Consider the following 11,236-nt stretch of genomic DNA (forward strand, 5'->3'; position numbering starts at 1 on the left):
GCGCGACGATGTGCTCGAGGGATCCGGGGACGGACTGGAGGGGTTAGGGCCGACGGGGCGCGGGGGCAGGACACGAAGACCCCGCCCGGAACGAGATATTCCGGCCACCCACGTCTCCAAGATCATCACCATAACCACCTTGTGTGGTTACGCGGCGGTTCTCCTGCTCAACGTCCTGTGGGCGAGACCCAGCCCGGGCAAGCTGGCGCTGTGTCTGGTCTGCGTGACGGCCCTCTCCGGACTGCAACTGCTGCACACTTCGCCACGGACCCGCCGGCGGCGCATGCGGTGGAAGATCGTCACCCTCACCCTCCAGGCGATCCTCACCTTCCTGCCGTTCGTCTGGTTCGGCATCACCTGGGGCAGCATGGGCGGCATCCTCGGCGCCTCGATCCTGCTCATGCTGCCCCGCCCGGTGTCCTGGGTCCTCTTCGCTCTGCTGGCGGCCTCGATCGGCGGCTACGCCATAGCGCTGCGTCTTCCCCTGATCAGCCAGATCTATGCACCCCTCACCACCCTGCTCACCGGCCTGGTCCTCTACGGACTCACCCGGCTGACCGACCTCGTCCACGAAGTCCACACGGCCAGGGCCGAGTTGGCGCGGATGGCGGTCGCGCAGGAGCGGCTGCGGTTCTCCAGGGACGTGCACGACCTGCTGGGTTACAGCCTCTCCGCGATCACGCTGAAGTGCGAACTGATCCACCGTCTGGTGCCGACCCATCCCGGACGCGCCCTCGACGAGGTGGCCTCGGTGCTCAACGTGTCCCGGCAGGCTCTGGCGGACGCGCGTCTGGTGGCCCGGAGCTACCGGGAGATGTCACTGGCGGACGAAGCGGAGTCGGCCGCGACGGTCATGGCCGCCGCGGACATCCGGATCACCATGGACATCGCCTGCGGTCGGCTGCACCCAGCCGTGGACACCGCGCTCGCCACCACGCTGCGGGAGGGGATCACCAATGTCCTGAGACACAGCAAGGCACAGTCGTTCGACATCCGGGCGGTCCGCGAGGACACGACCGTACGGCTCGTCCTGGTGAACGACGGGGTGGTCCAGAAAGGCCCGTCCGACGCTCCGGCCGGCAGTGGCCTGGAGAATCTCCGCACCCGGCTCGACGCCGTCGGCGGCCGGCTGACGGCCGGCGTGGACGACGACGGCCGGTTCAGGCTCATGGCAGAGGTACCCGTCCGGCCGATTCCCCCCGCGCCAGTGGTCACCGGCGCGGAGAGAGACGCATAATCGCCACTGCACCCGGGGACACGCTTGATCAGGGGAAATCGATGCTGTCGGTGAAGATTCTGCTCGCCGAGGATGTGCACATGGTCCGGGGAGCACTGATCGCCCTGCTGGAACTGGAACCGGACTTCCAGGTGATCGCCTCCGTGGACCGCGGTGACCTCATCGTGGAGACCGCGCTGCGAACGCGCCCCGATGTGGCCGTCCTCGACATCGATCTGCCCGGAATGGACGGGATCACCGCCGCCACCGAACTGCACGACCGGCTGCCGAGCTGCCGCGTTCTCATCCTCACCAGCCTCGGCCGCCCGGGCATGGTCCGCCGGGCCCTGTGCGCCCAGGTCCGCGGCTTCCTCCACAAGGACGCGCCGCCCTATCGGCTCGCCCACGCGGTCCGGGCGGTGGCCGCGGGGGAACGGGTCTTCGATCCCCAGCTGGCCCTCTCCGCGTGGGAAGCGCTGGAGTGCCCCCTCTCGCCCCGCGAGGCAGAGGTGCTCCAGCTCGCCTCCCGCGGCGCGGACGCCGCCGAGATCGCCGCCGCCCTGTTCCTGACCAAGGGCACCGTGCGCAACTACCTCACAGCCATCGTCGCCAAGCTCAACGCGCGCAACCGGATCGACGCCATACGGATCGCCAAAGAGGCCGACTGGATCCCCTGACGCCGTCCCCCGGTCCGCGTCACAGTTCCGGCGTCTCCTCGGCGAGCGGTCCGGCGTTCAGCGCGGAGAGCACTCCGGCCAGATCCACCGCGTTGCTCTGTGGCCCCTCGCACATCGCGAGGCAGCGCGGGCCGTCCGCACCGCCGATCCGGCGCAGCAGCGGGGTCAGCACGGCCCTCGGGCCGATCTCCACCACATGGGTGGGGGCCCGCTGGGCGATCATCCGCCGGACCGCCTCGGCGAACCTGACAGGTGAGGTGATCTGGCGGGCCCAGTACGCGGCGCCGAGCGGCTCCGCCAACTGCCGTCCGTACACCGTCGAGTAGAAGGGGACGCGCGGCCGGGTGTCGGGGAAGCGCCGTGCCGCCGCCGTGAACCCGGGGACCACCGCCTCCATGCGCGGCGAGTGGAAAGCGTGCCCGACCGGGAGAAGCCTGCTGGAGATACCGGCGTCCGCCAGTCTGTTGCTGACCCGCGCCAGACCTTCGAGATCGCCGGAGAGCACGGTGGCCCGGGCCGCGTTGACGGCGCCGATGGACACCCCCGGCTCGGAGGCGGCGACCTCCGCCGCCTCGTACGGATCCGCACAGGTCGCCAGCATTCCGCCGCTGTCCGGCAGGCGCTGCATGAACGCGCCCCGCAGCGCGACGAGTTGAGCCGCGTGCCCCGGTGTGAGTGCCTCGGCGACCGTCGCCGCGGCGAACTCCCCGAGTCCGTGTCCGAGCACGGCCACCGGACGCACCCCCGCGTCCAGCAGGGTCCGCGCCAGGGCGTACTCGACGGCGAAGAGGGCCGGCTGGGACAGGGACGTCCGGTCGATACCGGGGTCCTGACTGAGGATCAGCTCTGTCACCGAGCGCCCCAGATACGGCCGCAGCACCTCATCGACCCAGGTCAGGCTGATCCGGTAGCTCGCGGAATGGCGGTACAGGCCCTCGGCCATGCCCGGGTACTGGCAGCCCTGACCCACGAACACGAACACCACCCGGACCCGGTCGCGCCGGCTCCCCCGGGCCCGGCGCACCGCCAGCTGGCCGGCCAGTTCCCGGACCGTGGGGTACACCCACATGTCCTCGGGGTCGATCAGCGAGCCGAACTCCGCCTCGATGTCCCCGTAGAGGCTCAGCAGGGCCACCGAGTCGAGTCCGCACTCCACCAGGAGGGCCTCCTGCCCGACCTCCCGGTGCGCGTAGTCCGAGATCCGCCGGGTCAGCCAGGTGAGGAACTCCCGTTCGCGCCGCTCGTCGTGCGGTACGTGGTTCACACCAGTCCCCTCCGTCGCCCTGGATCATCCGGCCAGTGCGTCCAGACCCGTCGCCAGATCCCTGTCGAGCTCCTGGTGCAGAGGACGGATCCGGCCGCGCAGGAAGAGTTCGCGCATCGCGGAACGCTCCACCTTGCCGCTGGTCGTGCGGCGCACGGTGCCGGGGCGGACCAGCAGGATCCCACCGACGTGTACGTCGAACTCCTCGGTGAGGCAGCGCTCCACCTGGGTGGCGAGTGCGGCGAGGTCGAGGTCGTAACCGGTGCGGGTGCGCAGCTCCTGAACGACCACCACGCGCTCGCGCTCACCGGGAACGGCGAAGGCGGTCCCCGGGCCGAACAGGGCGTTGACCCGCTGCACGGTGCGCTCCACGTCCTGGGGGTACAGGTTCCGTCCCGCCACCACGATCACGTCCTTGAGCCGGCCGGTCACATAGAGATGGCCGTCGTCCAGCGTGCCGAGGTCTCCGGTCCGCATGAAGTCGCGCTCGCCGTCGGCCGTCGAGGCGCGGAAGACTCGCGCCGTCTTGCCCAGGTCACGCCAGTAGCCCTGGGCCACCCCGGCGCCCCGGACCCAGATCTCCCCGATCCGCCCGTCCGGGACGACCGCCCGGGTCTCCGGGTCGACGATCCGGATCTCGCAGCCGACGGCAGAGCCGCAGGAGGGCAGCCGCCGGGTCGGCCGCCCCGGGGTCGGCTCCCGCCACAGGTGGCGTTCCAGAGCCTGCGCGTCCACCGTGCGTTCGCGACGCGGTTGCGTGCCCCGGCTGCCGGCGACCAGCAGGGTGGCCTCGGCGAGGCCGTAGCACGCGGTGAAGGACTGGGCCCGGAACCCGGCGGGGGCGAACCGCTCGGCGAAGTCCCGCAGCGTCTCCGAGCGGACGGGTTCACCACCGGAGACGGCGGTGCGCCAGCCGGAGAGGTCGAGACCGTGGAGCTGCTCGTCGGACACCCGGCGCAGGCAGAGGTCGTACGCGAAGTCCGGGGCACCGCTGACGGTGATCCCATGGCTGCTGACGGCCTCCAGCCAGCGCACCGGATGCCGGATGAACGCCTCGGCGGGGAGCATGACGGAGGTACCGCCCAGCCAGAGCGGGTGGAGCAACTGACCGACGAGGCCCATGTCGTGGTGGAGGGGAAGCCAGCCGCCCATCCGCGACCCGGGCTCGGTTCTCAGCGCGTCGTGGATCGCCTGCTGGTTGGCGAGGAGGTTCTCGTGGGTGACCACCACGCCGTGCGGCTGTCCGGTGGAACCCGAGGTGTACTGGAGATAGGCGACGGTGTCGGAAGGCAGGTCGGGCAGGCTCCAGGGCGGTGCGGCCGGCACCGCGTCTCCGGGCAGACAGGGCGTGTTCCCGTGCCCGCAGCGGGCCAGCAGCCGGGACACCTCGGGTGCCAGAGCGGCGTCCGTGAGCGTGACGCACGGAGCGGTGTCCTTGACGATCCCGGCGATCCGCTCCTCGTGGTGGGCGCGTCCGCCGCCCGGTGGAGCGGGCACGGCGATGGCCCCGGCGTACAGACAGGCCAGGAAACTGACGGCGAACTGGTGGCGGGAGCGGTGCACGAGCAACACCCGCTCGCCGACGGCGTTCTGGCTCTGCAGCCAGCCCGCGAGCCGCCGGGCGGAGGCGTCCAGGCTCAGATAGGAAACGGACTTCGGCCGTCCTCGCTCCGCGCTGTCCGGCAGCAGGAGCAGCGCGTCCCGGCCCGGTGTCCGCGCGGCCCTGGCCAGCATGAGTTCGGTGAAGTTCCGATGACTGGTCAACGCCTCCCCCTCACGTGTGTTCCGTCGGCGCCACCCCCGGGCCCGGACCTGACCACCGGGGAGACATGGGATCCCTTGTCTGAGCCCCGCGAACTCCCACGTCGGACGGGGAGCGTGACGGGTCACCTGGCGGACCAGGCGACCGCGGAGCGGTGACGCAACCGCCCCGGACCCCATTCGGCACGCCGCCGGGTCGACCCGCCGGAGGCGGGATCGGGTCCTGCGGGGTGTCCGCGGGCTCGCAGTTGTGCCAGCAGCACGGCGGTCACAGCGGCCAGTTCGGTCTCGTCCGGCTGCCCCCGGACCACTTTGAGGAGCTTTGGTTCGGACATGGCACCAGCGTGTACCCGTCTGCTTGAACGCCGGTCGCGCGACAGCCGCAGGAAGGTGGAGCGGCCTGCGCGGGCCCGGCGGTCAGGACCGGTCCTCCCCGGTGACCCGCGCCCGTTCGACGGTGAGCCGGGCCGTGGTGCTCTCCAGCCTCAGCCGCCGGTCGGTGAACCGGCTGCTGCGCAGGGCGTCGTCACAGCGCTGTGCGCTGCTCCACCAGATCAGGCCGAGGTATCCGCGCGGGTCGGTCGTGGACCGCAGCAGGTGGCCGCCCATGCAGTCGGAGTCGCGCATGAACTGGCCGGCGAGGGCGCCGAAGTCCAGCTCGAACTGGGCCGCCTCACCGTCGAGCAGCGCCTCCACCAGCACCGCGTGAGCGGCGTCGGCCATGGAGCAGCGGGCACCCATCCGTCCCACTCCCACCGCCTGGCCGGGCTCGATGTGGGCGAGCAGGCCGAGCCGGTCGAGCTGGGCGCTGGAGGTGCCGGTGTGGATCGCGCTCAACAGGGTGCCGAACGAACGCCAGCAGCTGAGGTGCAGATAGCTGCGAGGCCGGTCCAGCGACCGTAGGATCACCTGGCCCCTGCTGCCCGTCTGGTGCTGCTGGTGTTGTGCGTTGCGTTCCAGTTCGCACTCGAAGCTCTCCCGGACCCCTTCGTCGTTGAGCTCGAACCACCGCACGGCGACGACGCATTCGCCCCGCTCGCCCTGGATGTCGGCCGGACGCGGTTCCCATCTCTCCCCGCTCGCCGTGTTGCGCGACACAGCACACCGTCCTTCGGGGGCCTGATGATCCCATCGGAATGGGCCGGCGACGCGCGCCTACGCGGCCCGCACCCTGTATCCGAGCAAGAAACGCTCGAGTCCGACTCGAGTCCGTAGTGCAGATGGCCCGAACTCGTCGTTCCGGTTTCGTTGCGAGAGTTCCTCGAGGCCTGGTTGAGCACCGGTTGCGACTGTGCTTTCCACCGTGTTTTCCACGCTGGAGGGACCCACGACATGTCCGGCACCAACAAGGAACTCAGTGCGCTCGCCCTGGCCACGGCGAAGCGGCTGCTGCGGCCGGTGGGACGGGCCCTGGTGATCTACGGCTGGTTGTGGCTGCCGGGGCCGCCGCCGAAGGACCTCTTCGACTGGCCCGAGAAGGAAGAGAGTCCGGCCGCCCATCCCCGGCGGGCCCAACTCGAGCCACTGGACTGGCGGCGCCTTTGATTCCCGGGGCGGGCACGGCCTAGCCCGGTTCACGGGAGGACGGTAGGGAGCGATGTCGGTTGCGGCGGGCGGGGCGGACCTCGACGGGGCGGCTGTGGAGGAGCGGATCGCCCGGCTCGAACACGACTGGGGGGATCTGGACGACCCGGGCAACCCCCTGGGGGCGCAGCAGTTCATGGCGGCCGACGCGGAACGGCGCCTGCTGCCGGCGGCCGAGCGGCTGCTCGACGACTTCCGGCTCAACGCCGAGTTCGTGCCCAGGGAGCTGGGCGGCAGACTGCTGCGACTGGACGCGCTGGCGCGGGTGATGCGGTCGGTGTTCCGGCGGGACGCGTCGCTGGGGCTGGGCTACGGGATGAGCACGTACATGGCCGCGGCGGTCGTCTGGGCCGGAGGGTCGGCCGGGCAGCGACGCGACACCGCCGAACTGCTGCTGTCCGGCGGGCGGATGGCCTGCGCCTATCCGGAGCCCGCCGGGGGGAACGACTTTCTGCAGAACGGCTTCACCACGGCCCCGCACGGTGACGGTTTCCTGCTCGACGGCCGCAAGGAGGCACTCAACAACGCCTCGCGGGCGGCATCCCTGCTGCTGTTCGCCCACCCCAGGGGGGACGCGGGCGGCGGCCCCAGCGCGTTCCTCATCGGGACGCCGGAGCCGGGCACGCCGGGCTACCGGCCGCTGCCCAGGCGCTCCACCGTCGGCCTGCGCGGCTGCCTGGTCAACGGCCTGGAGTTCACCGGATACCCGCTGACGGCCGACCAGTTGCTCGGGCCGCCGCACGGCGCGGCCGAACTGGCCGCGCGCGCCTTCCCCGTCATCCGCTGCGTCGGCCCCTCCATGGCCCTGGGCTGCGCCGACACGGCGCTGCGCACCGCGGTCGCCTTCGCCCGCTCGCACCGGTCGCGCAGCAGGGCCTCGCTGCACACGCCCCGCACCCGCACGGCGCTCATCGACGCGTTCACCGACCTCCTGCTGTGCGACGCGCTGGCCCTGGTCGCGACCCGGGCGCTGCACCTGCTGCCCCGGGAGGGCCCCGCGCTGAGCGCCGTGGTGAAGTACCTGCTGCCGACGGTGCTCAACGAGATGGTGTACGACCTGTCCATCGTGCTCGGCTCCGAGTCGTACGCGAGCCGGGGACCGTACGCCGTCTTCCAGAAGGCGGCCCGCGACCTGCCGATGATCGGCCTGGGTCCGGTGGGCAGTACGGCGAGCCGTGCGGCGATCGTGACGCACCTCGGCCGGCTGCCCCGGCTGCGGGCGCCCGGGGACGAGGAGGTCCCGGCCGCGCTGTTCCAGCCGTTCGGCCCCGAACTGCCCGGCCCGCGCCCCGAGGAGCTGACCCGGCCCGCCGCCGTGGACTCACTCCTCGGGACGCTGGAGTCCACCCTGTGGCAGGCGTCCGCAGCCGACGGCGGGGAGCTGGAGAAGGCGCTGGCCGGGTACGCCACCGCGCTCGACGCCGAACTGGCGCGGTTCAGGCGGGCCTGCGCCGACCTGGCGAACCGGCGCGGCGGCAGCCCTGAGGTGCGGGGCTACGCGCTGGCCGAGCGGTACGCCCTGATCGTCGCGGGCGCGGCCTGTCTGGGCGTGCGGCGCCACCACAGCGGCTCCCCCGACGACTTCCTCGCCGGCCCGGCCTGGGCGGTCATGGTGCTCTCCCGCATCCTGCGCAGACTCGACCCCGGTACGCCGGAACCTCCCCGCCTCGGGGAGGAGCGGCTGCTCGCCGAGCTGCTGCACCGCTTCGACGACGCCCGCAGCTACGACCTGTACGCGACTCTGATCGGCCGATGAGAACAAGAGGCTCCCGATGACGCCGAGAACCGACGAACGGACGTCGCCCGAGGGCCTGGGGCGTGTCCGCGAAGTCCCGTCGTCCGCCCGGAAGGCGGGCCCCGCGGCGTACAGTGCGCGCTCTCGGCGTACCGGGCGGAAGCCCTCGTACCGGATGTACCGGATGTACGCGGGTTTTCGCGCGGTGCCGCGCGAGCGCGTGCCGGGCGTCGCGGGGCAGGCGGGACTTTCGCAACAGGCCCTAGGTCGTGCCCGCGAAGTCCCGTCGTCCGCCCGGAGGGCGGGCCTCGCGGCGTCTGGTGCGTGCTCTCGGCGTGCCGGGCGGAAGCCCTCGTACCGGATGTACGTGGGTTTTCGCCCGGTGCGGCGAGAGGGCGTGCCGGGCGTCGCGGGGCAAGCGGGACTTTGCGGACACGGCCCAGGCCACCCGCCGGTGCGCTGATGCCTCCTCGGCCCCGCGCAGGCCCCGGGGACCCCTGGCGGAACGTGCGCCGCGAACTCGACTCGGCGGGAACGTCGGTCGTCTACGCGGCCGTCGCCGACTGGCTGCCCGGCGCTCTGGACCCCGACCGGCTGGCCGCGGCCCTCGGCCAGGACTCCGCCCGGCTCGAGCGGATCACCCAGCCGCGGCTGCGCCAGCGGTTCGCCGCCTCCCGGCTGCTGCTGAAGTCCGCGGCGGGCGCGGTCCTCGACACCCCGCCGGAGGACCTGGAACTCGCGTACCGGCCGGGCGGACGGCCCTATCTGCGCGGCGTCGACCAGCTGGACGTGAGCCTGAGCCACACCGAGGAGTTCCTGGTGGTGGGGCTCGCCCGGCACGGCCGGATCGGGGTCGACATCGAGCTCGCCGACCGACGGATGCTGAGCCTGGGCACGGAACGCCAGGTGTGCACGCCGTACGAGCTGGAGGCGCTGCGGGGCATGGCGGAGGAGGACCGCAACAGGGAGCTGGTGCGGCTGTGGACGCTGAAGGAGGCGTACAGCAAGGCGATCGGCCAGGGCCTGCGCTTCCCCTTCACCGGGTTCGGCTTCGACCCGGGTGACCAGCGGATACGCATGCTGCGCCCGGACGGGTGCCCGGTCCCGGGCGAGGAGTGGTCGTTCAGCAGCCGACTGCTGGAGGACGAGTACCTGGTGAGTACGGCCGTCCACGACCCCGGCTTCGGCGCTCGGCCGCGCTCGATCGGCGCCCCGCTTCTGGCGCCGCCACTCTCCGACCCCCGCTCTACCACTCGTTGAGCGCCCTTCCAGAGGCTGCTGTGACGCTCAACGCCGTCTGGCCGGAACGCACAGCACGGAAGGGGGGTCGGCAAGATGCATCGTTATCTCGCAACTCGGCCGCCGGCCGACAGCTCGGCGCGCAGACTGCTGTGCTTTCACCACGCGGGAGCGGGCGCCATGGCGTTCGCCGGCTGGCGGCAGCGGATCGGGCCCGGTGTCTCGGTCCTCCCGGTACGGCTGCCGGGCAGGGAGTCCCTGCTGCGGGAGCCCCCGTTCACAGACGCCCAGCAGCTCGTCGAGACGCTCACGGAGGATTTCGGTCCGCTGCTCGACGAACCGTACGCCTTCTACGGGCACAGCCTCGGGGCGCTCGTCGCCCACCGGCTCGCCCTGCATCTTGTCGCCACCGGCCGCAGGCCGCCGGAGGTCGTGCTCGTCGGCGCCTGCCCCGCTCCGCAGTTGCCCTCACGTCTACTGGAAGCCGCGGCGCTGCCCGGGGTGACCGACGAGCAGTTGGTGGGCCTGCTCGCGGACGAGGAGAGCGTGCCCAAGCTGTTGCTCGAGCGCCCCGAGTGGCTGCGCGCCACTCTCACCACGCTCCGGGCGGACCTGCGACTCGCGCGCAGTCTGCGCTCGGCTCCGCCCGCCCGACTGCCGTGCCCCCTGTGGGCCTTCGCGGGCCGGGACGACCGGATGGTGAGCGCCGCGGAGGTTCGGGCGTGGGAGCGCTCCACCACCTCCGGGTTCCACTTCCGGATGATGCCCGGCGCGCATTTCTTCGTCCGCGGCCGTGAGCTACCCCTAGCCGTCAAAGAGGCACTGCAGAGCGAAATGTGGCTGCCCCGCGTCGGCTGAAATGTTCGTTGTGGAAGGAGATCCGCGGATGGACATCAGCGTACTCGGCCCGTTCAGGGCGACTCAGTCGGGAGTGTCGGTGACACCGACTGCCGTCAAGCCCCGCAAGGTACTCGCCCTTCTCGCCCTCCAGGCAAACCAACTGGTCTCGGTGTCCGCACTGGTGGAGGAGGTCTGGGGGGAGGCACCGCCGCGCAGCGTCCAGACCACCCTGCAGACCTACATCCTTCAGCTGCGCACCCTCATCGCCGCCGCACTCGACGAGGACTGCGCCGGCCTGCCGAACGGGGCGAAGAGCGTACTGATCACCGAGCCCGGGGGGTATCTGCTCGACACCCAGGGCGGCTTGTTCGACATGCAGGAGTACGAGGCCCTGTCCGCGGCCGGGCACCGGTCACTGGAGCAGGGCGACTGGGCGGCGGCCTCGGACCTGCTGGGCCGGGCGCTCGCCCTGTGGCACGGCCGGGCCCTGGTCGACGTGCAGTGCGGTTCGCTGCTGGAGGTGGAGGCCACCCGCCTGGAGGAGTCACGCATGAGCGTGCTGCACGGGCGCATCGAGGCGGACCTGAGACTCGGGCGCCATCACGCGCTCATCGGTGAGCTCTCCGGACTGGCCGCCCGGTATCCGTTGCACGAGGGCATCCACGGCCAGTTGATGGTCGCGCTGTACCGTGCCGGGCGCCGGGGCGACGCGCTGGGCACCTACCAGCAGTTGCGTACCGCCCTCGGCCAGAACCTCGGGCTGGACCCGTCGCGCTCGATCGAGGACCTCCAGCGCGCGGTCCTCGGCTCCTCCCTGCTGGACCTGGACGACGCGCTGTCGCCGGGCCGGCTGGCCAAGGTCGGCTGACACCACGGCGCCCCGGCTCCCCTGTTCCTCGCCGTCCCCCCGTCCCCCTCAG

Annotated in this window: 11 protein-coding genes; 7 read left to right on the forward strand and 4 right to left on the reverse strand. The window is 71.8% G+C overall.

Going from position 1 to position 11,236, the window contains the following annotated elements; genetic code table 11:
- The first annotated feature begins 139 nt into the window (after positions 1-139).
- Positions 140-1,237 carry a sensor histidine kinase gene (locus ADL01_RS19400; protein WP_234354717.1) on the forward strand — a complete coding sequence of 366 codons (1,098 nt, stop codon included), beginning with the start codon at positions 140-142 and terminating at the stop codon, positions 1,235-1,237.
- A gap of 41 nt (positions 1,238-1,278) precedes the next feature.
- On the forward strand, positions 1,279-1,893 hold the full coding sequence (locus ADL01_RS19405) for a response regulator transcription factor (protein WP_053743277.1): 615 nt from the start codon (positions 1,279-1,281) through the stop codon (positions 1,891-1,893).
- A gap of 19 nt (positions 1,894-1,912) precedes the next feature.
- Here the strand turns inward: ADL01_RS19405 and ADL01_RS19410 are convergent, their stop codons facing one another.
- From ADL01_RS19410 to ADL01_RS19420, 4 genes are all read right to left on the reverse strand, one after another.
- Positions 1,913-3,157 carry an acyltransferase domain-containing protein gene (locus ADL01_RS19410; protein ID WP_053743278.1) on the reverse strand — a complete coding sequence of 415 codons (1,245 nt, stop codon included), beginning with the start codon at positions 3,155-3,157 and terminating at the stop codon, positions 1,913-1,915.
- A gap of 24 nt (positions 3,158-3,181) precedes the next feature.
- Positions 3,182-4,921 (reverse strand): fatty acyl-AMP ligase, encoded by a 1,740-nt coding sequence (locus tag ADL01_RS19415; RefSeq protein WP_078960617.1) that lies wholly within the window; start codon positions 4,919-4,921, stop codon positions 3,182-3,184.
- Positions 4,922-5,043: 122 nt separating this feature from the next.
- On the reverse strand, positions 5,044-5,253 hold the full coding sequence (locus ADL01_RS42230; protein ID WP_078960618.1) for an acyl-CoA carboxylase subunit epsilon: 210 nt from the start codon (positions 5,251-5,253) through the stop codon (positions 5,044-5,046).
- Positions 5,254-5,335: 82 nt separating this feature from the next.
- Positions 5,336-6,016: a hypothetical protein gene (locus tag ADL01_RS19420; protein ID WP_053743279.1), complete on the reverse strand. Its 681-nt coding sequence runs from the start codon at positions 6,014-6,016 to the stop codon at positions 5,336-5,338.
- A gap of 234 nt (positions 6,017-6,250) precedes the next feature.
- Here ADL01_RS19420 and ADL01_RS19425 point away from each other — a divergent pair, with 234 nt between their 5' ends.
- The 5 genes from ADL01_RS19425 (at position 6,251) to ADL01_RS19445 (ending at position 11,184) form a co-directional block, all read left to right on the forward strand.
- Positions 6,251-6,463 (forward strand): DUF6059 family protein, encoded by a 213-nt coding sequence (locus tag ADL01_RS19425; protein ID WP_053743280.1) that lies wholly within the window; start codon positions 6,251-6,253, stop codon positions 6,461-6,463.
- Positions 6,464-6,515: 52 nt separating this feature from the next.
- On the forward strand, positions 6,516-8,258 hold the full coding sequence (locus ADL01_RS19430) for an acyl-CoA dehydrogenase family protein (protein WP_053743281.1): 1,743 nt from the start codon (positions 6,516-6,518) through the stop codon (positions 8,256-8,258).
- Positions 8,259-8,744: 486 nt separating this feature from the next.
- The gene (locus ADL01_RS19435) at positions 8,745-9,497 is read left to right on the forward strand and encodes a 4'-phosphopantetheinyl transferase family protein (protein ID WP_234354718.1); all 753 of its coding nucleotides are present in this window, start codon (positions 8,745-8,747) and stop codon (positions 9,495-9,497) included.
- A 75-nt stretch (positions 9,498-9,572) separates the two neighbouring features.
- Positions 9,573-10,334, forward strand: coding sequence for a thioesterase II family protein (locus ADL01_RS19440; protein WP_053743283.1), 762 nt, complete (start codon positions 9,573-9,575; stop codon positions 10,332-10,334).
- Between the two features lie 28 nt (positions 10,335-10,362).
- Positions 10,363-11,184: an AfsR/SARP family transcriptional regulator gene (locus ADL01_RS19445; protein ID WP_053743284.1), complete on the forward strand. Its 822-nt coding sequence runs from the start codon at positions 10,363-10,365 to the stop codon at positions 11,182-11,184.
- Positions 11,185-11,236 lie beyond the last annotated feature (52 nt).

The organism is Streptomyces sp. NRRL WC-3618 (genome assembly GCF_001280005.1).
Taxonomy (GTDB): domain Bacteria; phylum Actinomycetota; class Actinomycetes; order Streptomycetales; family Streptomycetaceae; genus Streptomyces.

Bases quoted from the DNA above. Each gene is read 5' to 3' on its own strand.
- ADL01_RS19405 (WP_053743277.1), top strand. From the start codon at position 1,279: ATGCTGTCGGTGAAGATTCTGCTCGCCGAGGATGTGCACATGGTCCGG.
- ADL01_RS42230 (WP_078960618.1), bottom strand. From the start codon at position 5,253: ATGTCCGAACCAAAGCTCCTCAAAGTGGTCCGGGGGCAGCCGGACGAG.
- ADL01_RS19425 (WP_053743280.1), top strand. From the start codon at position 6,251: ATGTCCGGCACCAACAAGGAACTCAGTGCGCTCGCCCTGGCCACGGCG.
- ADL01_RS19430 (WP_053743281.1), top strand. From the start codon at position 6,516: ATGTCGGTTGCGGCGGGCGGGGCGGACCTCGACGGGGCGGCTGTGGAG.
- ADL01_RS19440 (WP_053743283.1), top strand. From the start codon at position 9,573: ATGCATCGTTATCTCGCAACTCGGCCGCCGGCCGACAGCTCGGCGCGC.
- ADL01_RS19445 (WP_053743284.1), top strand. From the start codon at position 10,363: ATGGACATCAGCGTACTCGGCCCGTTCAGGGCGACTCAGTCGGGAGTG.